Origin of the sequence: Anaerosporobacter mobilis DSM 15930, assembly GCF_900142955.1 — a bacterium.
GTDB lineage: Bacteria > Bacillota > Clostridia > Lachnospirales > Lachnospiraceae > Anaerosporobacter > Anaerosporobacter mobilis.
On the sequence record NZ_FRCP01000008.1, the window covers coordinates 232,008 to 257,175 of the forward strand.

At 37.1% G+C, this 25,168-nt stretch carries 20 protein-coding genes; 1 reads left to right on the forward strand and 19 read right to left on the reverse strand.

Annotated features, from left to right (window positions below; genetic code table 11):
• Nucleotides 1-278: 278 nt before the first annotated feature.
• The 15 genes from aspS to BUB90_RS07765 form a co-directional block, all read right to left on the reverse strand.
• Complete coding sequence (gene aspS / locus BUB90_RS07695; protein WP_073285562.1) at nucleotides 279-1,604, reverse strand: aspartate--tRNA(Asn) ligase; 1,326 nt, start codon at nucleotides 1,602-1,604, stop codon at nucleotides 279-281.
• A gap of 530 nt (nucleotides 1,605-2,134) precedes the next feature.
• Nucleotides 2,135-2,896 carry a tryptophan synthase subunit alpha gene (gene trpA, locus BUB90_RS07700; protein ID WP_073285564.1) on the reverse strand — a complete coding sequence of 254 codons (762 nt, stop codon included), beginning with the start codon at nucleotides 2,894-2,896 and terminating at the stop codon, nucleotides 2,135-2,137.
• Nucleotides 2,889-4,073, reverse strand: a complete 1,185-nt coding sequence (gene trpB, locus BUB90_RS07705) for a tryptophan synthase subunit beta (RefSeq protein WP_073285567.1) — start codon at nucleotides 4,071-4,073, stop codon at nucleotides 2,889-2,891. Before trpB ends, trpA begins: the two co-directional genes overlap by 8 nt.
• A 104-nt stretch (nucleotides 4,074-4,177) precedes the next feature.
• A complete protein-coding gene (locus BUB90_RS07710) occupies nucleotides 4,178-4,837 on the reverse strand; it encodes a phosphoribosylanthranilate isomerase (RefSeq protein ID WP_073285570.1) in 660 nt (219 codons plus the stop codon).
• 5 nt (nucleotides 4,838-4,842) lie between these two features.
• Nucleotides 4,843-5,670, reverse strand: coding sequence for an indole-3-glycerol phosphate synthase TrpC (gene trpC / locus BUB90_RS07715; RefSeq protein WP_073285573.1), 828 nt, complete (start codon nucleotides 5,668-5,670; stop codon nucleotides 4,843-4,845).
• 34 nt (nucleotides 5,671-5,704) lie between these two features.
• Nucleotides 5,705-6,715 (reverse strand): anthranilate phosphoribosyltransferase, encoded by a 1,011-nt coding sequence (trpD, locus tag BUB90_RS07720; protein WP_073285577.1) that lies wholly within the window; start codon nucleotides 6,713-6,715, stop codon nucleotides 5,705-5,707.
• Between the two features lie 235 nt (nucleotides 6,716-6,950).
• On the reverse strand, nucleotides 6,951-7,514 hold the full coding sequence (locus BUB90_RS07725) for an anthranilate synthase component II (RefSeq protein WP_073285580.1): 564 nt from the start codon (nucleotides 7,512-7,514) through the stop codon (nucleotides 6,951-6,953).
• Between the two features lie 14 nt (nucleotides 7,515-7,528).
• Nucleotides 7,529-8,986: an anthranilate synthase component I gene (gene trpE / locus BUB90_RS07730; RefSeq protein ID WP_073285583.1), complete on the reverse strand. Its 1,458-nt coding sequence runs from the start codon at nucleotides 8,984-8,986 to the stop codon at nucleotides 7,529-7,531.
• A gap of 515 nt (nucleotides 8,987-9,501) precedes the next feature.
• The gene (locus tag BUB90_RS07735) at nucleotides 9,502-10,329 is read right to left on the reverse strand and encodes an endonuclease VIII (protein ID WP_073285586.1); all 828 of its coding nucleotides are present in this window, start codon (nucleotides 10,327-10,329) and stop codon (nucleotides 9,502-9,504) included.
• A 48-nt stretch (nucleotides 10,330-10,377) separates the two neighbouring features.
• Complete coding sequence (locus BUB90_RS07740; protein ID WP_073285589.1) at nucleotides 10,378-11,106, reverse strand: MerR family transcriptional regulator; 729 nt, start codon at nucleotides 11,104-11,106, stop codon at nucleotides 10,378-10,380.
• A gap of 66 nt (nucleotides 11,107-11,172) precedes the next feature.
• Nucleotides 11,173-13,011: an ABC transporter ATP-binding protein gene (locus BUB90_RS07745; protein ID WP_242952500.1), complete on the reverse strand. Its 1,839-nt coding sequence runs from the start codon at nucleotides 13,009-13,011 to the stop codon at nucleotides 11,173-11,175.
• On the reverse strand, nucleotides 13,004-14,863 hold the full coding sequence (locus tag BUB90_RS07750; protein WP_242952501.1) for an ABC transporter ATP-binding protein: 1,860 nt from the start codon (nucleotides 14,861-14,863) through the stop codon (nucleotides 13,004-13,006). Before BUB90_RS07750 ends, BUB90_RS07745 begins: the two co-directional genes overlap by 8 nt.
• 196 nt (nucleotides 14,864-15,059) lie before the next feature.
• Nucleotides 15,060-15,857, reverse strand: a complete 798-nt coding sequence (locus tag BUB90_RS07755) for a prolipoprotein diacylglyceryl transferase (RefSeq protein WP_073285592.1) — start codon at nucleotides 15,855-15,857, stop codon at nucleotides 15,060-15,062.
• A 189-nt stretch (nucleotides 15,858-16,046) separates the two neighbouring features.
• Entirely contained in the window at nucleotides 16,047-16,703 is a 657-nt protein-coding gene (locus tag BUB90_RS07760) for a TetR/AcrR family transcriptional regulator (RefSeq protein WP_073285595.1), read from the reverse strand.
• 11 nt (nucleotides 16,704-16,714) lie between these two features.
• Nucleotides 16,715-17,536 carry an oxidoreductase gene (locus BUB90_RS07765; protein ID WP_073285598.1) on the reverse strand — a complete coding sequence of 274 codons (822 nt, stop codon included), beginning with the start codon at nucleotides 17,534-17,536 and terminating at the stop codon, nucleotides 16,715-16,717.
• Nucleotides 17,537-17,766: 230 nt separating this feature from the next.
• On the opposite strand from BUB90_RS07765, the gene BUB90_RS07770 reads away from it, so the two are divergent.
• On the forward strand, nucleotides 17,767-18,663 hold the full coding sequence (locus BUB90_RS07770; RefSeq protein ID WP_073285601.1) for a GNAT family N-acetyltransferase: 897 nt from the start codon (nucleotides 17,767-17,769) through the stop codon (nucleotides 18,661-18,663).
• A 91-nt stretch (nucleotides 18,664-18,754) separates the two neighbouring features.
• Here the strand turns inward: BUB90_RS07770 and BUB90_RS07775 are convergent, their stop codons facing one another.
• The 4 genes from BUB90_RS07775 to BUB90_RS23070 form a co-directional block, all read right to left on the reverse strand.
• On the reverse strand, nucleotides 18,755-19,519 hold the full coding sequence (locus tag BUB90_RS07775; protein ID WP_073285604.1) for a tRNA threonylcarbamoyladenosine dehydratase: 765 nt from the start codon (nucleotides 19,517-19,519) through the stop codon (nucleotides 18,755-18,757).
• A 158-nt stretch (nucleotides 19,520-19,677) separates the two neighbouring features.
• The gene (locus BUB90_RS07780) at nucleotides 19,678-20,349 is read right to left on the reverse strand and encodes a YkgJ family cysteine cluster protein (RefSeq protein ID WP_073285608.1); all 672 of its coding nucleotides are present in this window, start codon (nucleotides 20,347-20,349) and stop codon (nucleotides 19,678-19,680) included.
• A 30-nt stretch (nucleotides 20,350-20,379) separates the two neighbouring features.
• On the reverse strand, nucleotides 20,380-20,865 hold the full coding sequence (locus tag BUB90_RS07785) for a GNAT family N-acetyltransferase (protein ID WP_073285611.1): 486 nt from the start codon (nucleotides 20,863-20,865) through the stop codon (nucleotides 20,380-20,382).
• Between the two features lie 222 nt (nucleotides 20,866-21,087).
• Nucleotides 21,088-24,987 carry a fibronectin type III domain-containing protein gene (locus BUB90_RS23070; protein ID WP_139241720.1) on the reverse strand — a complete coding sequence of 1,300 codons (3,900 nt, stop codon included), beginning with the start codon at nucleotides 24,985-24,987 and terminating at the stop codon, nucleotides 21,088-21,090.
• Between the last annotated feature and the right edge of the window lie 181 nt (nucleotides 24,988-25,168).

A 25,168-nucleotide genomic window follows, 5' to 3' on the forward strand; every position in this document is an offset into this window, starting at 1 on the left:
ATATGTATTTCACATATTATAAACTTAATTTTTGACTATCTCAATTTACAAATATAGCAAAGTCAAAGAAAGAAAACAAGAGGGAATACAAGTTAATTTATAATTCGACATACTCTTTTACCATCTTATGTAAATGTTTCAGACCAGCTATTTGAAATTGCTTTCCATTTTATACTAGGTCGGCGGCACCGTCGACCTAGTATAATAAAAATAATATACTACTTCCTATTATATAGTAACATCGAAAGAACAGTAGCCCAAGTTTAAAGCGCAAGTTTCTATGGCGTAACTCGATTGATGTCTCTTGGGAACAATGTTGATAATCTTACATTATCTTGTAAAAGAAGCTTACTAGTAAACCGTTCAAGTCCCAGACCTAATCCTCCATGAGGTGGCATACCATACTTATGCATCATTAAATAGCTTTCGAATGATTCTACTGTCATTCCACGCTCTTTCATCTTCGCTACTTGCATATCATAATTATGAATTCGCTGGCCTCCTGTTGTAACTTCAAGACCACGGAATAGTAAGTCAAAACTTAATGTCACTTCTTGGTCTTCTGGATCTTCAAATGCATAGAATGGACGCTTCTTCGTTGGGTAGTGAGTAACAAAGATGAATTCACTTCCTGTCTTCTTCTTAATTGCCTCACATAATAATTTTTCTTCCTCTGGTTCGAAATCTTCATAGTCTTTCATTTCTCTGTGGTACTCATTCGCAATCAATTCCTTAGCCTCCATAAATCGAATGGTTGGAATCTCACTCACTTTTGGAAGTTTTACTTTAAGAAGTTCAAGCTCATAATGATACTCATCCTCAAGATATCTCATTGCATATTGAATTAAACCTGTCTCCATCTGCATAATATCCTCAAAACTCTGTATATATCCCATCTCAAAGTCAACACTTGTATACTCATTAATATGCCTTGAAGTATCATGTTTTTCTGCTCGGAATACCGGTGCAATCTCAAACACCCTTTCATACACTCCTACCATCATCTGTTTATAAAATTGCGGGCTTTGGGCCAAGTAAGCTTTTTTTCCAAAGTAATCTAACTGAAAGATATTAGCTCCCCCTTCCGCACCCGCATATACAATCTTAGGTGTATGAATTTCTGTAAATCGTTGCATTGTAAGATATGTCCGAAATGCTTGGCATAATCCTTCTTGAATCTTGAATATGGCTCTCTCTTTCTCATTACGTAATGTGATTGGTCTATAATTAAGAAGATTTTCTATTGAGGTATCTACCTTCTTGTTATTAATTACAATTGGAGATTCCATAACTGGTCTTGATAATACTTCAACATCAACCAATCGTAGTTCAACTCCTGTTTTTGAACGTTCCTCTTTCACTACATCAGCAGTAATGATAACACAACATTCTTCCACAATCTCACTTAACGAAAAACTAGAAAACTCTTCTCCATATACACATTGAATTATATCTCTCTTAGTGCGTAGTAATACAAAAGCAAATCCACTCATTTTTCGAATCTTATAGATGCTTCCATGCACCTTAATTGTATTTCCTATATATTCACAAAATTGTTCTGGCTCTATTGTTTTTTCTTCAATTATTCCTGTCATTTCTTTCATAACATTTACCTTCACCATCTGACATGGTCCTTTCTTATTTCTTCACGGATTATGGGTTCCTTTAATGAATCCATGAAGACATCGTCTATATGTCTCAAAGTATCACCACCCTTCATAGGACAAACACACAAATATAATTTCACCTTAAGTAATATATAGTTCCATTAATCCAGCGAAAAACGCAAAAAGAACCACAAGGGTAAACTATAATTTACCAATGCGGTTCTTATCTATAAATCTATAATCTCCACATAGGTACAACACTACAAGCGCTTGTACCTATGGTTCTTCACAGCTACAAGCGCTAAAAATCGTCGTCCCTATTGATCTTATTAAAATTAAGCTTCGTCATATATTTTCCTCTTTTCTAAAAACAAACTTTTAATTTACGAAAATATTCTCTATAATTTAACACTTTACTCCCTTAATGTCAAGTAAGAATAATAAAGTTTAAACGACTTTTTTAGGGATTTTGTAATTATAAAGCGGCTAGGAATACTACTTCCCAACCGCTTATTATGTTTAATTTATTAAGCCAGCAATTCCTGCACATACTCATAAATCTTCTCGCCAGCCTTATTACCATATTGTGCAATGATTTTAACAATCGCACTACCTATAATTGCTCCATCTGCTTCTTTAAAGTATTCTCTAACTTGTTCTCTTTTATGAATTCCAAAACCAATTGCTACGGGAGTATCTGTAACCGCACGGATACTCTCCACTATTTCTGTTACATTGGTCTTAATATCACTTCTAACTCCTGTAACCCCCATAGAGGAAACTACATAGATAAATCCCTGCGCTTCTTTTGCTATCATCTCAATTCTACTTGCTGAAGTCGGAGCAATTAATGAAATTAACTCGATAGAATATTCTGCTGCTATCTTGGCTAGCTCTCCTTTTTCCTCATATGGCATATCAGGTATAATTAATCCATCAATCCCGACTTCTTCGCATCTCTTACAAAAGCGATTAGAACCATACTTAAAGATTGGATTTAGGTATGTTAAAAAGACCAACGGAATATTTGTCTTTTTGCGAAGGGAAGCAACCATATCAAACACTTTATCTGTAGTACATCCCCCACTCAAAGCACGAATATTCGCCTCTTGAATGACAGGTCCCTCTGCTATTGGATCAGAAAACGGAATACCGATCTCAACCAAAGCTGCCCCTGCTCTTTCCATCTCTAATATGAACTCTTCTGTCTTATCAAGACTTGGATCACCTGCTGTTAAAAAACCAATGAATGCCTTTTTATTCTCAAATGCGTTCTTAATTCTACTCATGTAAATCCACCCCCCTATATCTTGCGATAGCTGCTACGTCTTTATCACCTCTACCTGATAAACAACAGATAATAATCTGGTCCTTTGTCATAGTGGGTGCAAGCTTCATAAGATAAGCTACGGCATGACAGCTCTCAATCGCTGCAATAATTCCTTCTTGCTTTGCTATATATTCGAATGCATTTACTGCTTCCTCATCCGTAACAGGAACATATTTAGCTCTGCCAAGATCATGTAGATATGCATGTTCTGGCCCGATTCCAGGATAATCAAGTCCTGCTGATATGGAATATACAGGGGCAATCTGACCGTATTCATCTTGGCAGAAGTAAGATTTCATACCATGAAAGATACCTTGTGTGCCAACCGCTATCGTTGCAGCAGTTTCACTAGTATGCACACCATGGCCTGCTGCTTCACAGCCAATTAATTGAACCGATTCATCATTAATAAAATTATAGAACATTCCCATAGCATTACTTCCGCCACCACAACAAGCCATTACTACATCCGGAAGCTTGCCTTCTACCTCTACTATTTGTTCTCTCGCTTCTCTACTAATAACGCTTTGAAAGTCTCTTACCATAGTAGGGAACGGATGAGGTCCCATAACAGAACCAAGCACATATAAGGTATCCTCCACTCTTCTCGTCCATTCTCTCATACAATCATTAACCGCATCTTTTAAGGTCATTGTTCCTGTTGTAACGGGGTTAACCTTTGCACCAAGTAGTTCCATCCGATATACATTCAAGGCTTGACGAATCGTATCTTCTTTCCCCATGAAGATTTCGCATTCAAGTCCTAGTAAAGCTGCAGCTGTAGCTGTAGCAACACCATGTTGCCCCGCACCTGTCTCTGCAATGATTCTTGTCTTTCCCAACTTCTTCGCAAGTAAAGCCTGACCAAGAACATTATTTATCTTGTGAGAACCTGTATGATTTAAGTCCTCTCTTTTTAAATAAATCTTTGCTCCACCTAAATCCTTCGTCATCTTATCTGCATAATACAATAAGGATGGTCTTCCTGCATACTCGTTCAATAACTCTGTTAATTCCGTATTGAATTCTTTATCGTTCTTATAGAATTCATACGCTTCTTCAATCTTAATCAATTCATTCATTAGGGTTTCTGGAACATATTGTCCCCCATGAATACCAAATCTTCCTTTACTCATGATTTCATTCACTCCTCTTCTACTCTATTACTTTAGGCAATGGCAAAACACTTCTCCATATCGACAACTTATCTGTGTTATAAGATTGCCTTTACAAAATGTTTTTATTTCTCGGTATACTCCCTAATCTTTTCTACAAAGTTTCTTATCTTCCCTACGTCCTTATAACCATCTGTCTCCAGACCGCTACTGGCATCTATTCCATATGGCTTTACAGTTTGTATTGCTTGCAATACATTCGTTTCATTAATACCACCTGCTAAGAAGAAGGGTTTATTCATCTTCTTAATCATACTCCAGTCAAAGGTCTTTCCATTCCCGCCTTCGCATTCCACGGAATAGGTATCCAATAGTATATAGTCACAATCATATGAATTGGCCCTATCAATATCTAATTCTTCTTGCACTCGCACAGCTTTAATAATTCCAGTTTTCCTATCCCTATCAGCACCAATAACGTTACTGCTAATACTTGACCGTAACTTCGTAATATACTCATGATCTTCATCCCCATGTAACTGTGCATAGTTAATAATATCTCGGTTAACTAGATCTGCTACCCAATCTAACGGTTGGTTAACGAATACTCCTACTCGAATAATAGCGGGATCAAGTTCGTTCTTTAGTATCTCTGCCAATTCTTTAGTAACTTGTCGTTTGCTTTTAGCAAACACAAAACCAACATAATCGGGCTTATAGTTATTCACATACGTGGTATCTTCTAGTCGACGTAATCCACAAATCTTGATTTTTGTTGTTGACAAACGAGTCACCTCCTACTACTCTGTATCAATTCTTGTAACTGTTCTCTACGATTCGTTGCTGTCATCATCGTTTCACCAATTAAAACCCCATCTACCCCATTTGCAACTAATTCTTTGATATCGTCTGCTGTCTTAATTCCACTTTCCGATATGAACAATACCTCTTTCGGGACTAAAGCACGCAAGCGAATACTGTTTTGAATATCGACTTGGAAGGTTTTTAAATCTCTATTATTAACTCCAATAATTCTCGCTCCTGTTTCTAAGGCACGTTTTACTTCCTCTTCATCATGTGCCTCCACTAACGTAGCCATATTGAGGGAATCCGCTATTTCTCTATAGGTTCGTAATTGATCATCGTCTAGTATGGCACAGATTAATAAAATTGCACCTGCTCCTATAGTCTTTGCCTCATAGATCTGATACTCGTCAACCGTAAAATCCTTTCTTAGTGCTGGTATGGATACATTCTCTGTAATCTCTTTAAGAAATGCGTTATCACCTTGAAAGTAATATGGCTCTGTTAATACCGATATTGCACTAGCCCCTGCTGCCTCATAATCTTTTGCTATATCCAGATAAGGAAAATCTTCTGCAATGACTCCCTTAGAAGGGGAGGCTTTCTTTGCTTCACAGATAAAAGATAATCCTTTCTTCGCAATTGCTTCTTCAAATGGTGTATGTTGTACTTTATTAATACCGTCAGAATCTGAATCTATTTTTACACATTCGATTGCTCTTTGTTTCATCTCTTCTAGAGATATCCTCTCTTTTTGAGCGGCCACTCGAACCTTCGTCTTCTCTGCTATTTCCTCTAATATATTCACATGTATCTCCTCCTTATAAACAAATATGGACTTATGTACTCTACTCTGCCTGACTTTTTGCTATGAATCTTTCTAGCTGCTTTTTTGCGGTACCATTAGCAATTGTTTTTCTTGCAATCTCAATTGCCTCTTCTATCGTCAAGTCGTCCGATGCAACATAAATGGCAGCTCCTGCATTAAGGATAACCGCGTCTGTTTTAGGCCCCTTCATACCATTCAAGATATCAAGTGCAATTTTTGCATTTTCCTTGGGCTCTCCCCCAACTAATTCCGCTTTCTCACAACGTGTAAATCCAAATTGTTCAGGAGTAATCTCATATGTTTTGAACCTATCATTTTTGAATTCACATACTTTAGTTGGAGCACTCATAGAGATTTCATCAATACTATCCTCTCCATAAACAACCATTGCTTTCTTAACACCAAGATTGTGTAATACATGAGCAAGTGGCTCTACTAAATCTTCACTATATACCCCTAGTAGTTGCATACTAGCACCTGCTGGATTTGCTAAAGGTCCTAACACATTAAATAGCGTTCGTATTCCCATCTCTTTTCTAACCGGACCCACAAACCGCATTGCCGTGTGGTACTTCTGAGCAAATAAGAAACAGATGTTTATTTCCTTCAAAAGCTCTGCACTTTTCTCTGGCTCAATATCAATCTTTACACCAAGTGCCTCTAAACAATCTGCCGTACCACATTTACTAGATGCCGCACGATTTCCGTGCTTTGCAACTGGTATCCCAGTTGCTGATACTACTATAGATGCCATTGTGGATATATTGAATGTGTTTGATCCATCTCCGCCCGTTCCCACAATCTCTAATACGTCCATATCGTTCAAGAATCTTTCACAATGCTTCCTCATAACTCTAGCCGCTGCCGTGATTTCGTCAATGGTTTCACCTTTCATTGCCATTGCTGTTAAGAAGGCTGACTTTTGAGCATCTGTTGCTTGATTAGTCATTATCTCGTTCATGACCGCTTCTGTCATCTCCTGTGTAAGATTTTGTTTCTTACTCAAAATTGCAATTGCATCTTTAATCATATAAAATCCCCTTTCTACACTTTGTTGAAGTGATTACAAAACTCCCTATGTTTTCAAGCATACTTCTTTCTTTGTAATCTATGCACGAAACACACTGCACACCTAAGTGTTTCTTAGCATAGCTTTCAAGACAAGAAGTATGTAGATATACTCGGAAGTTGAGTTTTGTAATCCCTTATTACACTATGGCTATTTCCATAATTACTATCCTTGTAATCTCTATTGATACTATCTACTATCCCAAAAAATTCTTTATCATCTGATATCCATCTGGCGTAAGAATGGATTCTGGGTGAAATTGCAAGCCATATATTTCGTAACCTCTATGTTTTACTGCCATAATCTCACCATCGTCTGTCTTGGCTGTCACTACTAGTTCTTCTGGGATGGTGTCTTTTGTAGCAATTAATGAGTGGTATCTTGCAACTTTAGTATACTCTGATAATCCTTTGAAGATCTTGCAATCGGTATCTATCTGAACCTCTGACTGTTTTCCATGCATCAGTTGTTTTGCATAGGAAACAGTTGCTCCGAATTCTTGGCAAATTGCTTGATGCCCTAGACATACTCCAAGTATTGGTACCTTTCCTGCAAAGTATCGTATTGCATTCCTACACACACCAGCATCTTCTGGTCTTCCTGGTCCGGGAGAAATTATAATATGTGAGGGATCCATTTCTTTGATTTCTTCTACAGTTTTTTCATCATTTCTAATAACTGTAATGTTCTCATTCATCATTCCTATAAGTTGATATAAGTTATAGGAAAAACTATCGTAATTATCAATCAGTACAATCATGTTTTCCCTCCCTTCTACAGTTCCTGCTGCCCATTCTTCACAGCATTCATTACTGCCTTCGCTTTATTAATACACTCTTCAAATTCCTTTTTGGGAACACTGTCTGCTACAATTCCAGCTCCTGAACGAACGAATACTTTACCATTCTTCTTATACGCAATTCGTATTGCGATGCAGGTATCCATGTTTCCAGTGAAATCAATATATCCGATTGCGCCTCCATAGATACCCCGCTTGTTATTCTCTAGTTCATTGATAATCTCCATTGCTCGTATCTTTGGCGCTCCGGACAATGTTCCTGCTGGTAATACAGCGTCAATAGCATCAAGACTACATCCATCTTCTTTGATCGTCGATTCTACTGTTGAACCAATATGCATGACATGTGAAAACCTTTGAATCTGCATATACTTCTCAACCTTAACACTGCCAAACTTACTAATCTTTCCCAAATCATTACGTCCTAGATCAACCAACATATTATGTTCTGCAAGTTCCTTTTCATCGGCTAATAACTCTTTCTCTAGTTCCTCATCTTCGGCCTTATCTTTCCCTCTTGGTCTTGTTCCTGCCAAAGGAAATGTATGTAATATTCCGTTTTCTAACCTCACTAATGTCTCTGGTGATGCCCCTGCCACTTCCATATCGTCACTGCTAAAGTAAAACATATATGGAGAAGGATTCGTGGTACGTAGCAAACGATAGGTGTTCAGTAAACTACCTTCGAACTTTGCTTCTAGACGGTTCGATAATACCACTTGAAAGATATCTCCCTCATAGATATACCTCTTTGCTTTAGTAACCATATCGCAATATTCATTCTCTGAGAATAACGGTGTAAACTCCGAAGTAAGCTTACCTGGATTGTCTATAAGCTGTTCTCCATGCTTAATTAGTTCAACCATCTCATCAATCTCATCGATGCAACGGCTATACTCATTATCCAGATTCTCTGTTCTTGCATTTGTAATCACAAAAATCTTTTGCTTCACATTGTCAAATGCAATTACCTTATCAAACAACATCAAGTCAACATCCCGAAACTCTTCTTCATCATTAGCTGTCAGTTTCAACTTCGGTTCCTTGTATTTTGCATAATCATAAGCAAAATATCCAACTAACCCACCTGTAAATGTTGGCATTCCAGCAATCTTTGGGCTTGTATACTGACGTAAGATTTCTTTGATACAGTCTCCTGGGTTTCCTTTCATTTGCCTAACATCTTTGTCTTTCTTCACAGTTACCACTCCATCGACACAGTTGATTTCCATCTTAGGATCATAACCAAGATACGTATATCTGCCCCAAATCTCTTGATTCTCAACGCTCTCTAACAGATAGCAATGATGACTCACCTTCTTCAATGCTCGTAGCACCTCAATTGGAGTCCGAATATCTGATAGAATCTCGGTATGGATTGGAACGACTTGGTACCCTTTTGCAAATTGCTTAGCTTCTGCTAATGTGATCATAGTATTCCTCCTTTTCATGTCTGCCATCTTCGCATGGAGTGGTAATAAGTGTGCAGTATCGCAAGTAAACTTATGATACGCATGAATATAAAAATTTGTACAAAAAAACGCCCCTGACTATTACTATAGCAATAGTCAAGGACGGTTATAATTATACTTATACCGCGGTGCCACCTTGATTTATGGTTTCCCAAACTCTCTGCGAAATACTATCATATTCCCGGCAACTTACGTATGCCCTCACGTCATGGAATACTCGAAGTCCTTACGAACAACTTTGACCATGCCCTCAGTGGTCCATTTAATGAACGGCATCTCTGTAAGGTTCTCACCCTCCCTCACTCTCTGTAAGCGCATGTATCATTTTTATCTCCACCTCAACGGTTTAATCTTATGAAATTGTTTTAACTGGTAATTTAATACTATTATACTCATGTGACTAAAAATGTCAATGCTTTTTTTGATTTTTTCTTTATCACAGTAAAGAATTAATATTATACAGTATTAATGATCAATTATTCCCTCTGACAATGCTCACAATAATAAATGGTTCCTCCGAGATAGCTTCCCTTACGAAGCTCATAACCGCACTTCGTACATGGTGTCCACACTGTCTTCTTACTTAACCAGGTCTGATATCCTCCCTGATTGCCAAGCAAATCTTTCTCTATATCACGTCCGCCTTCCTCACACATCTGACGAACGATATCGTAAGTACAAGTGTATAATCTATGAAACTCTTCTTCTGATAAGCTTTCCATATCGCACCTTGGATGCAATCCTGCTTGATATAAGATATCTTGTAAGGTTCCGTTTCCTATCCCGGGAAATCTTTGCTCCGTTCCTAAGAATGCCTTTGCAGAAACCTTTTTCCCTTTACTTTGTTCATATACTTGCTTGAAATATTCATACGTAAATGCATCACTTAAAGGTGATACCTTCGCTTTTGACCCAAAATAATAGCCTTCTTTACAAGTTCCTTCTTTGAATATTCCAATAAATCCATACATCTGCACCGATACTCCAACTGATGTATCATCGTCAAATAGAATTAAAAGTTGACTCTTTTTAGGAAATTTCTTAGGGTTATCATAATATCTTGGATAAGCACCATCTGCAAATGTCACTCTTACATCTTCAAGTTCCAATTCAATAATTCCGCCATAAGAATTTGCTCCAGTTACCTGCTTTCCCTCTAGAAGTTCCTCAAATGAATCTTTTTCGCCCCAAATCCACGTAAACTTATGGGGTGATTGCAAAACAACCACCTCACTCACAATTTTGTCCTTAAGTATATCTCTCATCTGCTTTGCGATGTTATAACTTTCTGATAATTCTAACATAAGATACTCCCCTCTGAGATTACAACTTCATTGGCTACATATTACTCCCTAAGCACAATAAATTTCAATTGCTTTTGACATCAATTCAGCTGTTCCCTCTCCATGTTTATCAATATTTTCTCTAAATCTCTCATCACTTACATACATATTACCTAATCCTGCTAGGATATCTTTCGTACATTCATAATAATGTGTAGTAATAAAGTTTTGCCATCTAGCAACTAATTCTTGTACTGTTTCATCCTCTGGTGACAAATCCCTATGCTTTGCAAACTCGCCCATAATACTATCACCGGCTTGTGAGATGGAATTCCAATCTTCCTTAGAATATCCCTTTGTCTTTTTCTCATACTCTGCATATGCATCGCTATCTCCCCAGCGATTTCTTACTTCCTCTGCATACTGTTTCTTATGATTCTCAATACTCTCCATACTAAATTCCTCAAAACTCATATCTTGTTGTCCTCCTAATCGTTCTTCTACTAATCGGATTAATCGATCCATACGACTTCGTTTCTCAAGTAACATAGCCTTTTGATTACGTAACGCTTCCAACCGATCATAACTAGGATTATTCATGATGTCTTTAATTTCTCTCAATGGAAACTCTAATTCTCTAAAGAATAGAATCTGTTGTAATCGATCTAAATCTTCCTCATGATAGATGCGATACCCCACCTCTGTTACTTCACTAGGTATTAGCAATCCAATTTGGTCATAGTACTGTAGAGTACGAACGGTTACACCGGAAAGCTCAGCTACTTCATGTATCTTCATCGTGTTGACCTCCTCATTCCTTCTACCTCATGATATACTATAACGTAACGTAAGAGTCAAGGGGTATTATGCGATCTCATCCTGATAATAATGCGCTTGTTTCTCAAACATATATGCATACTTACCGTTCAACTTCATCAATTCCTCATGGGTTCCATCTTCGATTATGGTACCATTCTCAAACATATAGATATGGTCCGCATCCTTTGTCGTAGATAAACGATGCGATATGAATATAACTGCTGCTTCTTTTGCATTGTCCATCATATTCTTTGTTAAGGTTGCTTCTGATAATGGATCAAGTGCACTAGATGGCTCATCTAAGATAGCTAACGAGATATCTTTGTTCTTAGCAAACATTCTTGCAATGGCAACTTTTTGTGTCTCTCCACCAGACAACATCGTTCCCTCTTCTGCAAATTCCTTGGTCATCTGTGTCTGGATACCATTTGGCAAACGACTAAGTTTCTTATCAAAATCTGCAAGATGAAGAGCTTCTAACACGATTCGCTCCTGTTCCTTGTGATATTCACCCATCATAACATTCTCTGCAAGGGTTACACCATACAATTGGAATTCCTGAAACACAGCCCCGATACTGTCTCGATACTCCTTCGTATTGAATTCGCGTATATCTGTTCCACCATATGTAATCTGTCCTTCTGTTACGTCATATAAGCGCATTAATAACTTAACAAATGTTGTCTTACCTGCTCCATTCTCTCCAACAATGGCAATTCTCTGCCCCGGTTTAACTGTCATGGATACGTGTTTGAGAGTTTCCTCTTCTGCTCCCTCATAACGAAACGAGATATCCTTAATCTCCAAAACCTCCTTCGACGTTGTCAGTTCTTTCGTTCCTTGACTATTCTCAATCTGTATCTCATAATCCATAAACCTACGAAAACGTTCTGCAAATTGACCAACCTTTTGGAACTGAACTAGGGCATAATTAATCCCATCTAAGAAATTCCTGACAGCTCCCTGCGCGTTGTTCATAGCTGCCACATCACCAAGCGCAATAGTTCTCTTAATCAATGCAAGATATCCAAGATAAAGCGGCACACATCCATTGGATAGTATGGTGAAGACACTAATCCAATTAACCAGTGATAGTAGTGCAATCCTAATTCCTATCTTCTTTGCACTCACCTCGATCTCGGTAAGTGCTCCTTCAAATTGCATACGAAGTGGAGTTTCGATACTTGATAATTTGATTTCTTTTGCATACTCAGGTTGATAAAACACACGTTTTGAATAATCAGCCTTCCTCATCAGTCGTTTATATTCCATATCATACTGATACTCTAATTCCGTAATACGGAAACGAGTCATCATATTAATTAAAAATCCCACAATTGGAAAGATTGCTATAATAGGATTAATGGTAAGAATTAAAGTTCCCACCGTTACAATACCAGTAATGATACCAGCCATCTCTGCCGTACACATTACCGTGTTTATAATCATTTCATCTGATTGAGAAGCTGCTATAACAAAATCTTCGAAGTATTTCTTCTGATCATAACATAGCAAATCAATATTTGATGCCTTCTTGATAAATTCTCTTTGTATAATACCAGTTACTCGGACAAATCTAGCTCTAGCCCAGTTTTCTGTAGGACTCTCTAACGCCTGTCCCACGATCATTAAGCCTGTTCCTCCTAAAACAAACAATATAGTTTTAAAGAGCGACACATTATGATTAGATAACATCTCTATGAAACATTTTAAAAAGAGAGTACTGTACAAGGCGTAGATGATATATCCACTTATAATTGCAATATAGATTGTTAATACTACCTTTTTATCAACTTTCCATGCATAGGCGATACTATATCTTACATTGGAAAATAGACGTTTGATTGAAACCCTCTCTTCTTGTTCCATCTTACTCTTACTCATCGAACTCCCCCTCTCCTTCGAATTGTTCCTTGAATTCATCAAGAATATCACTTGAGATCGTTTCTTTGTACTGCGTTGCTTGTACACGGAACATATTCGCATAGTTTCCGTTTTTCTTCATCAATTCATCATGACTTCCGCATTCCTTGATTTGCCCATGTTCAAGATAGAAGATTCGGTCTGCAATTCTTGCAGAGGATAAACGATGAGAAATAAAAAACACAGTTTTACCTTTCGATGCATGAAGCATATTATCGTACATAAGATACTCTGCAATTGGATCAAGGGCACTCGATGGTTCATCTAATATAACAATATCTGGATTCTTAGCAAATACTCTGGCAATCGCAATTTTTTGTGCTTGGCCACCTGAAGTTACGAAACCATCTGTATCAAATTCTTTGGTAAGCATCGTATCTATACCATTAGGAAGCCTCTTTAATTTATCCCCAAATTGCGCCTTTTCAAGAGCATCTTTCACTAACTTACGTTCCATCTCGTCCTTTGGCTCTCGCATTAAAACATTGTGAGATAGCGGTAGTGCAAATATCTGTAAATCCTGAAAGACTGTTCCAAAATGTTGATGAAACTGATCTTGTTGAAACTCCCTAATATCAATTCCATTGATTGTAATTGATCCTTGCTGAATCTCATATAACCCCATCAATAGTTTTACAAGGGTTGTCTTGCCCGCGCCATTCTCACCAACCAATGCAATTTTCTCTCCTTGCTTTATATGTAATGATAATCCATTAATTACCGGATTTTTGGCACCTGCATAGGTAAACGTAACATCTTTCATATCAATATCACCAAGTGGTTGATCCACGTCACGAGTTCCCACCTGTTGCTCCTTGGATTCATACTCTAAGAAATCTTTGAGATTGTTCATATACATGCAGGACTTCCCAGCTAGATTCATAAACTTAACGGTTTCCTTAACACGCCAACAGATGTATTCAATACTTGAAAGAATTGCTACATAAGCACCTATCTTAGTTGCTCCACTTGTTTTAAGAACAACCGTAACATAGAGATACGCCATAAGAAGTGTCAAGCCAAAAAACAATGCGGATTGTAAGAAAGAATACCAACTAAGTTTCCGGCTGATTCTTCGATTGATTTCAAATCGATTTTCATAACTTTTTGTATGTTTTCTAAATAATAATTTTTTAATATCATAAAGTCTTAACTCACTTGCATATTTCTTTTCATAAAAAACTCTCTTAACATACTCGTTAATTCTTTTATCTCTTGTCTCTTCTTCTCGTAGTTGATACTGTAACTTATTCAGCCTTCCACCAATCCAGAAGGAAGATAGTACAGGTGGTACCACAAACAGTAACAAGACAGGATCTACTCTGGCTACCAATCCCAGACCAGCTACTGCCGCTAGAAAACAGCCAATTGCCCAGGTTAAATTCTGCATTCCTTCAATTGCCTTTGACAGACATTCGTCTAATGCTTTAGAAAAACGATCATAGAAATCAGGTTGCTCATATCTTGCTAGTTCTATTGTTTTTGCCTTCGTTATTACCTTTCGAAAGACATGTCCATATATCTTCGGTGTTCTCAGTCGTATGTAATATGCATACCCCGCTGATACAAGATGGATTACAATATGTAACCCGCAGAAAATCACCACCATTCTTACTAAGCCCTCATAGGATTTCCCTTCCTCGATGGCAGAATAGATATACTGGAGTAGATAGATAAAGAAAAATGTTGCAAACACTTCTTCTGTACAGTTCTTGTAGAATGAATATATTACCGCTCCCTTATCAGCTTCCCATATGGTCCGTAACGTATATTTCATACTACGAATAACACCCATTTTGTTCTGATCCTTCAATTTGCATCCCCCTCTTTTTATCAACCAATCCCTAATTGGTCCATATTATGGATGTATTATACCAGTTAAGCCCGAAGACATCTTTACATATTTTGCTTATAAATAACATTTTTTTAATCTATCTCTTCCTCCTTCTCCCCCTCAGCATCTTTACCTCTCTCTATTATAACCAATGAGCAATAAAAAAGGCTCTCCATTACAGAGAACCTTCTTGTTGCTCATTACTTTTATCTATTAATCGATCCGCTTCTACGCCTCTCTTCTTATTCACATAGAATAAAACTCCGGCAATTATTACAAAGAAAATTGATATAAACTGCGACGTTGAAAGGAATCCAACTGCCCCACGTTCGTCATCTCTAAGGAATTCAATTAAGAATCTCCCTACACCATATAAAGCAAGATATAGAGCAGCAACATTTCCTTTGTACTTGGCTCTTCTAGCATATAACACAAGAATTCCTGCGATTAAAAAATCTCCTGCTGCCGAGAATAACTGAGTAGGTAATACTCTCACTCCTGCAGGTGCCATACTATCTGCTGGGAATACTACCCCTATTGCACAATCTGTCTCTCTACCATAGCAACACCCAGCCATGAAACAACCAATTCTTCCGAATCCCTGCGCAATGGATATAGATGGCATCACAATATCAAAATAGCTCATAAAGCTAAGCTTTTTCTTAATACAATACAACATGCAGGAAAGTACTCCAGTGATCAGTCCTCCATATACAACAAATCCTTCTGAACCAATTACACCAATTGGGTCTTTGACAAAGTCTTTGAATTCAACAATTATGTATAATAGTTTTGCACCTAAGAACCCACAGATAATTGCTATCAATGCAATGTCTATAATAGACTCTTGGTTCAACCCATAACCTTTGGCACGATGCATCGCTACAAAAACTGCCAACATAAAACCTATAGCAATCATTAGTCCGTATCCATGTACCGTAAGTCCGCCAATGGTAATAATATCTTTTAACATATGCTATTCTCCTTTGTACGCTTTTTTATTAGCATGAAATTCCTAGAAAGCCTAGGCCGGCAGTAGCAGTTTAGCTACATCACCAACCTTTTCGAAAGCGTTTTGTAAATTTTACCACATACAAACATTTACATTATATCATATATTGGTTCATGGTACTAGTATATTCAAGGAATATACCTTGCATATTTAATCATGTTGATGCATTCCATCAAGATAATAAGACATTGTTTTTAGTGCATTGTCTTTAAATGCAAACTTAAAGCCTTCCATCTGATATTTATCTATAATGTTTAGTACATCCTTTGGTAAACTTGAACATAGTTTACATCCAACTAAAATCGATTCCTGCACTAAGAAAATCTCCATAATCTCATCGGGTTTAAACACCTTGCAACGTTCATAGATAATCAGTGCCACTTCCTTAAATCGATTATAAAACCATTGTTTTGATTCAATCATTACCTCTAAATCAATATTCTTCTCAAGGATGGCCCCGCGAATAGATACTAAGCGAATATACATATCCGAATCTTCAATTATGACTGCCATCTCCTCTAGTACCAACTTCTTAAATAAGTCGTAATTACCGATATCTGCTTTCTCTATTCGTTGTTCCATATTCTCTAGACGCCTTGCGTATTCACGCATCAATAATTGAAAAAACAGCATTTCTTTCGTCTTAAAATACACAAACAAGATTCCATTGGATATTCCTAGTGCTTTCGCAATCTCCGACATCTTAATTCTTTCGAACTCTTTAGTAGCAAACATCTCAGCTGCCATATCAAGAATTGCTCCTGCCTTCTCTTCTTTCGCCTCTTGGCTTCTTGCTCTCTTTGCCACGTTTTCACTCCTTATCTCATAACCTTCTGAATCATTCTATCAAATGCTCGATCCGATAATACACGTTTTGAAAATACAGAAAGTTTAGCACCATAACCAACTAGATACCTCGTCTTTGGTTTTTTAGCTCTAACAGCCTTTGCTATTGTTTTTGATATAATTTCAGGTTTTGAAATCTTGTTTGATGTGTATGATCTTCTTAAGTAATTAACGACATGATTTGCTTGCTTTGCATATGCTCCCTTGGCTGATACTTCAGCTAGATTGTCTGCGGCAATAGTACCCCAATTTGTCTTAATTGCGCCTGGCTCAATAAGTATCACATCAATTCCAAATGGTTTTGTCTCCATACGAAGGCAATCCGAGAAACCTTCTAGCGCATACTTGGTTGCATGATACCAGGCTCCGAATGGCGTACTGATCTTACCTGCCATCGAAGATATATTAACAATTTTACCTGTATGTTGCTTTCTCATAGTAGGAAGTACCAATTGTGTCATACGTGCAAGGCCGAATAGATTCACCTCTAATTGCCTTCTTGCCTCATCAATAGGAACATCTTCAACAGCTCCATAGAATCCATAACCTGCATTATTCACAAGTATATCAATTCTTCCCTCTTTCTTCAATATGCTATCTACACAATTAACCATGGATTCTTCCTCCGTTACATCCACTGGTAAGGTATAGATTCCTTTCCTCTCTAAGTCTTTCATCTTATCCATGTGACGTGCAGCACCATATACGGTATATCCCATATCCTTTAAAACTAACGCTGTGTCTCTACCAATCCCTGATGATGCACCTGTTATCAATACCACTCTCTTACTCATACTATTACACGCTCCTTTTTAATTGACTCTGAGTCAATTATATTCCTGCCAAAGTAATTTGTCAAATAAAAACCAAAGAAAAATAACTGGCGACTATAACTATATCTGTTTTGGTAGCTCCCCTTGAATTGAATTTCATATTTGTCTCTGATACAATCAGATTATTCCCACTTATATAATAAATATTGATAATAAATATCTATGCTTTTGAGAGGAGTATGATTGTTATTATGATATCAATACGAGAGTTTCAAGTAAAAGATTTGGAGTCCATTAAGAATATTCATTTTTTTATGTGGCTTCAACTACAATGGCAAAAAGATTTTCATAAGGAAGATGCCATAGTCGCCGTCGATGAATATGATTCTGTCATCGGTGTGGCAGCACTTTCCTATGGTGGCACTTGGTACTACATTGAGAGTAACGTTACACATATTCCTGAATACTATATGCAATTTGAATGTCATGTTCAGGAGAATCGTCCCGATTTCAGGTTAGTAAAGCATCTTCTTATTGATGCCTTGAAGAAGCATTTTGCTACTTACAAAGAGAAATACTCAGACAAAAAAATCGTTATGCGTTGTTGGTGCGAGGATTCTAGCTTAGAAGATATGGAACAATTATTAAAAGAACAATTTACTGCTCATGGTATCACTCCTGTTCTATCCTTTGATTTAACTGGTGAAATTCCAAGCTATACAATCCCTGAATCGATTTCTATCGGTATTCATTCTTTTGAGGCTGATGGAATGAAGCAGTATATGGAAGCTAATGAGCTGGGCTTTGACAATGTCAGGGATAGTGAGCACGAGCTTTGGTTTCGTCTAAATGGTGATACTACTAAAGTTTTCGTTGCAAAAGACAGCGACAAAGTTGTATCCTCCGTTACCGTTTGGGGAATCGGTGATGGACGAAGTGCTACAGAGAATATATTTACCATTCCTGACTATCGACATAAGAATATTGCACGTGAAACCATCGCAACTTCACTTAGGTACCTGAAAGAACTTGGAGAAACCCAAGCTACTCTTAGTGTAGTTGGTGAAAACATTCCTGCAATATCCTTGTACCTAGGTATGGGGTATCAAGTATTCTATAATTTGTTTGAGATGCATTATACTCCATAAAACAGAAACGACGGCTACACTATCTTAAATATAGTGTAGCCGTCGTTTCATACTATAGTTTATAGTTAGTTTTTCTAAAGAAATAGAATATCTAAATATTTTGTTCAATACCTAAATTCTTAACAATTTCCCCTGCCATAATAAGCCCTGCAACAGAAGGGACGAAAGATAAACTTCCTGGAATGTCTCGTCGATCCGTACATTTTCTCTGTGCACCTGGTGGACAGATACAATTGCTTCTGCAACTCATTGACATATCTTCCAATGGTCTAGTTGGTTTTTCCTTTGAATAAACCACTGTTAATTTCTTAACGCCTCTCTTTTTTAATTCTCTACGCATAACCTTAGCCAGTGGACACATGGTTGTCTTATAGATATCCGTTACTTCGAATTTTGTTGGATCTAATTTGTTCCCCGCTCCCATGCAACTAATCACAGGTACCCCTGCTTCTTTGGCTCTCATGATAATGTCAAGCTTTGCTGTTACCGTATCTACCGCATCTACAACATATGCATATTGTGTAAAGTCAAACTGATTCGCCGTTTCTGGTAGGTAGAAACACTTATGAACGGTTACTTCTGCCTTGGGATTGATGTCAAGAATACGCTCTTTCATTACATCAACCTTATATTTACCAACGGTCTTTCTTGTTGCTATGATTTGACGATTAATATTCGTTAAACATACCTTATCGTCATCAATTAAATCAAATGCACCCACTCCACATCTAGCAAGCGCCTCCACTGTATATCCACCTACACCACCAATTCCAAACACGGCTACTCTTGCATCTTTAAGACTTTGCATATGCTCTTCACCTAGTAATAATTGCGCTCTTGAAAACTCGTTTAACATATATACCATCCTTAATAGATAAAATCTTTTATTGCAAATTCATATTAGTTCTATATGTTTTATATGATAGCGTGTCTATTATTCTTTGTCAACTGGTAGTACTTATAAAATCATTTATGTAGATATCCTCTAATCTAATAACAGGATTTTCATTTTTCTTAATTCTTCTTGCTTAACTCTTTTTTCGCAATCTCCAATCGCTCTGCAAATTGATCATAGAAGTTTTTTTCTTTTGAAAATGGTGTTACATAGAATAGTTGAAGCACATACATGGTGATTTTCTTTCTAAGCGTTTCGTCTTGTGCGGTCGTCATTGCAGCCTGCACATCTTTCAAAAAATAATGCCATTCATTAACGAACTCCTGATTTCTTTTCAGATCAGGCGTATCAATCCACTTGTTTACCTTAACTTTTGTTTTACCCGGTTTTATACACTCATTTACCTGCAAGATATATTTAAAACTTCCATCTTCATAATATCTTCCCAAAGGGAAGATTCGACAAAAACCCGGACGGAATGCATGAATACTACATCTGCCTTCCTGGTTTAAGAATACACATCGCTCTTGTTCCCCAACCATAAGAAGATTCGGTAAGATTGCTCCATCTACCAGATTAAGTTCAACCTTATCTACTAACAATTCTTCAAAACTACAATTCAAGCTTATTAAAAGACGATGAATATCTAACGGGTCAAGTACTAATGAATTCCCCATTCCTTGACAGCAAGCGGAACACCCCTTACAATCATCACAACCTGCCTTCACCATATCATTTAATTCATAAAATCTCCCATCTGATATCTCATTTAAACTACAATTTCTTTCCATCTTATTTCCTCACTTCTTTATCTAATTACCTTAGTCTTCATTCAATTGTCGTAACATAGCATAACGTAAATCTTCTTCATCAAAGATAATAAAACCACATTTTTTATATAGGGAAATTGCTGTCTCATTCGTTTTGTATACCCCAAGTGCTACTAATTCAAGACCTTTTTCCTTTGCTTCTTCGATAACCAAATCCATTAATTTCTTACCATAACCCTTGCCTCTTTGTTCTTCCTTCACATGGATCATAGCTAACAACAGATAATCCTCTTCCTTTCGAACAGTTGTCCACAACGCTCCAACTACTTCCCCATCTTCATCCACATATTCTTTAATTTTATTGTTTACTGTGTTCATACCTTCTGGAAGAAGTTTATCCATATCTTCTTTGGCTTGTTTAACACATAATTCGCGTTCTTCTCTCTCTGCATCTGATAATTCTTCAATACCAAAACTAGTGGTATCTATGATATAGCTTCTTAATTGCTCATAAGACATCTCTCTCTCAATTAACATATGTTCACGCCCTTTTTCTTTTACTTAGTTAAATTTCCTATGCAATTGCCTAAGTTAAATCCCCACTACTTATTCTTATTACATAATAGTTCCTCAATCTACCTTATGTCAATAAATAAAAGCCCTTTGCATGACATTTGGTTTAATCCTAATGGACCTTACCATTATCAGTACAAAGAGCTTTTATTACTTACAGTTAGAACTGTAGAAATTTACTTATTATTAAAAATTAAGACTAAAGTTTGTAATTTCTAATCTTCCATCAACTGACTCTTGATCTGAACCTGTATAGATCTTAAACTGAATGCCTTTTACATCGGTAGATGTTTGCAAAGCATCACTATTTACCCATTCAGTAAGAGCAGATTTCCAAATTGGAGCATTGAAATCATAGATTACATCAACTGATTCGCCCGGTTCTACTATTCTTTCTACTGTTTCATCAGTAGCTGTTTGTCCACCAGTTTCTTGCCATACCCAGCCACCACCAGTACGTAAAACTAGAGACACATGAATAGGCTCAGTTCCTTTATTTGTTAGTGTACATGATAGACTAGAGTATGAAGACCAGTCTTGACCTGTTCCTAAACCAGGTTGCGTTTCTGTAGAAATACCTGCATTCTTACTAACTGTTACGTCAGAAAATGTAGCATACATAGTCTCGCCTTGTAAACCACTTTCTATGTTTTGAGTAAATGCAGAATCTTTAAAATTCCAAGTATAGTAACTAGCAGTTTTTGGTCTGTTCATTTCTGCAATTGTTGAAGCATAAGCACCTGCTTCTAAGTCAAAATCAACTGCATGCAACTGAATGCTACCTGCAAATCCGCCACCACCAGATTGAACACGGAAAATAACTCTATTTGCTGTCTTTGAAGTCATAGAAGTTAATGGTACTGTAATCATCATTGTAGTTTTGGCAGGAATCTTAGTATATAGTCCTGGTTCTACCCATTTCCAATCACCATCTTTAATAATTGTTTGAAGTTGAATCTCTTTTTCATTAGGATTCGTTACAACGATATTTATACTTTCGTATGCATTCCAATTCAATGTTGTTGCTGGATCAACTTGGAAGCAAGGATAGTTCTCTACTTGAAGATTGAATGCCATATTGAGTCCACCAGTTTCGAGAGTTGTAATTTCTGCAACTGTACCGGTTGCTGGTTCGTCGTTACCATTGATACCTACATACCAGTCATCATAATCATCAATGAGACCTGGATCAATTGTAGGAAACTCACTCTTATCACCTGTAGTTAAAACAAGTACATCACTTGCAACAGATTCATTTCCCGCATCATCAAATGCAGTAACAGTAAATGTATATTCTGTGTTTTGTGATAACCCAGATACAATATAACTTGTTTTAGTTGAAATAGCTACTTTAACACCATCCACATAAACAATATAGCCTTCTACTCCAATATCGTCAGTAGATGCATTCCATGACAAACTTGCTGTTGTTACAGCTGCTGTACCACTTAGACTAGTTGGTGTAGTAGGTGCTTCTTTATCATTACTATCCAGAGTCTTAACTGTAACTGTACTACTTTTAGCCGATTCATTTCCAGCTGCATCTAGTGCACTAACTGAAAACGCATATTCTTTATTTGCTTTTAGAGATTTAACCGTATAGCTATTTGATTGACTGATATCAATTAATTGTCCGTCCTGATAAATATTATACGCCTTTACTCCAACGTTATCTGTTGATTCACTCCAGTTTAACTCAACAGAATTATAGCTGATTGCTTTTCCTGATAAGTTTTCTGGTACTGTTGGTGCAACTGAATCATCCGCTTCTTCAGTCTCGAAAACGCTACATATTTTTGATGTCGCTTTAATGCCATATTGTCCATTAACAATTGCTTGACCTTGTTCTGTCAACGTATTTCCAGCCCAATCTTCAGCCATATCTAAGTACTTAAGACTTTCATTATTACCCTTCCATGACCATCCTAAGTATCCAACAGATTTTTCTTCAGAATAGCTCATAATAGTATGTTCATCAACATCACCATCAGTATGTTTAATTCCAAATTCTCCAATACATACTGGATATCCAATATTTAAAGCAGCATCGATGTTGCTCTTTACAACAGCTGCAGTACCCCCCGCATATTCGTACATATGGATTGAGAACATTGTGTTTTTAAGTTTATCCGATTGTGCCACTTCTTTACCGTAATCGAAGATGGATTGTGGATATTGTCCCCAACCAGCACTGTCGACCATAATAGTATTCTTAATTCCGGCATCTCTAAGTTTTGGTATAACAGAAGCATATCCATTCTTCCAGTTTTCTCCGTCCCATTTGCCGCCCCATTCATTGGCAATGTTAAGGATAACTGTTTTTTCATGTCCAATTAATGCATTCTTAACTTCAATCCAATACTGTGCTACTTTTTCTAAATCTGCAATACTGTCTGAACCTGTAGCATCATGTACTTCTACGATAGCAACTAATTTATTTTGTTCACATAATTGAATTAAATTCTGTAATTCTGATATAGACGTTTTTGTCCACTGTTGGCCATTAGCAAGTACAAGTCTAATACAGTTAGCTCCTGTTTTTGCAATAGCAGGTATAGCAATGTTTTCGTCTCCTTGATACCAGACATACGCATGATTAATACCTCTCATCACAAAAGGTTTGCCATTGGCATCATAAAGTGTTGTTCCATCAATATAGAATCCTTCGCTAACTTGTTGTGATTCTTTGCTAGTTGTAGATGTAATGGAGCTCTTATTGGACTTATTGCCAGCAGCATCTTTTGCCTGTACATGGATGCTATATGTAGTATCAGCCTTTAAATCCGTAATCTTATAACTAGTGTTTGTAGTAGTTCCTACTAATGAGTCGCCAACGTAGATGTCATAACCAACCACTCCTACATTATCTGTTGATGCTGTCCATGTAAGAGTTATTGAGTTAGTAGTTTTACTAGTATCTTTAAGGTTCGTTGGTGCAGTTGGTGCTTGCGTATCTACAACTTCATTCTCTGATGTTGTTACACTAACACTGTTCTTTCCTGATTTATTACCTGCAGCATCTTTCGCCTGTACATAGATTATATATGTTTTTCCTGCTTCTAAACCCGTTACAGTATAATTTGTTGCAGTAGTTGTACTCACATAAGTATCACCAACATAGATATCATATCCTACTACTCCTACGTTATCTGTTGATGCTGTCCAGCCAAGAGTTATTGAGTTAGCTGTTTTACTTGTATCTTTAAGATTCGTTGGTGCAGTTGGTGCTTGTGTATCTACAACTTCATCCTTTGATGTTGTAGCACTAACACTGCTTTTTCCTGATTTATTACCTGCAGCATCCTTCGCCTGTACATAAATCGTATATGTTTTGCCTGCTTCTAAACCAGTTACAGTGTAACTCGTTGCTGTAGTTGAACCAACACTATTATTTTCATCACCTACGTAAATATCATAACCTTCTACTCCAACGTTATCATTAGAAGCATTCCAGCTTATAGTGATTGAATTTTTAGTTGTAGAAACTGTACTAAGACCATTTGGAGTGGAAGGACTGTCTGTATCTTCATTTGAACTTGAAATTAGAGTAAACTTCCATCTTTGTTGATCATTCCCGTTATCCGACCATATCTGAACATTCGCACCATCATTGGCATAACCGCCTACTACATCAAGTGCCTTGCCACTAGATCTAGATATGAGTTTGTAGTAGCCATCACCAGCGCTTACAATCTGCCACTGTTGATTAGTCCCACTATTCTCTGTCCACTGTTGAACATTGGCACCGTCATATGTATTCCAGCCGGATACTTCAAGTGCTTTTCCACTGTGTGTTGCTATTAATTTGTAATACCCATCTCCAGTACTTACTACTTTCCATTGCTGCTGCATGTTCCCATTATCTGACCATTGTTGAACATTGGCACCATCATGAGTATAACCCCCCTCTACATCAAGTGCCTTTCCGCTATGTTTTGCGGTAATCTTATAAACCTCATTTGAAACAATTTCTGATGTACTCGTTACCCCAACTGAGTTAGCATCCACTTTAGCTTTTACATTTACTGGGAGTATTAATGAAACTACCATGATGGTTGACATTAATACAGACATACCCCTTCTCATACTTAAACCTCCTAATATTATTATAGTTTTTTCAGTCCTTTTATTAGCAAAATGCTTATATCCTCCCTTCTATTGTTATAATTTGAGCAATTGGATTTATCCAAATCCCCTCTAATAAAGGTACTTTATTTATTTCATTATTTCTCTATAGTAACAAAGAAATATAGAAACCTAAATTAAT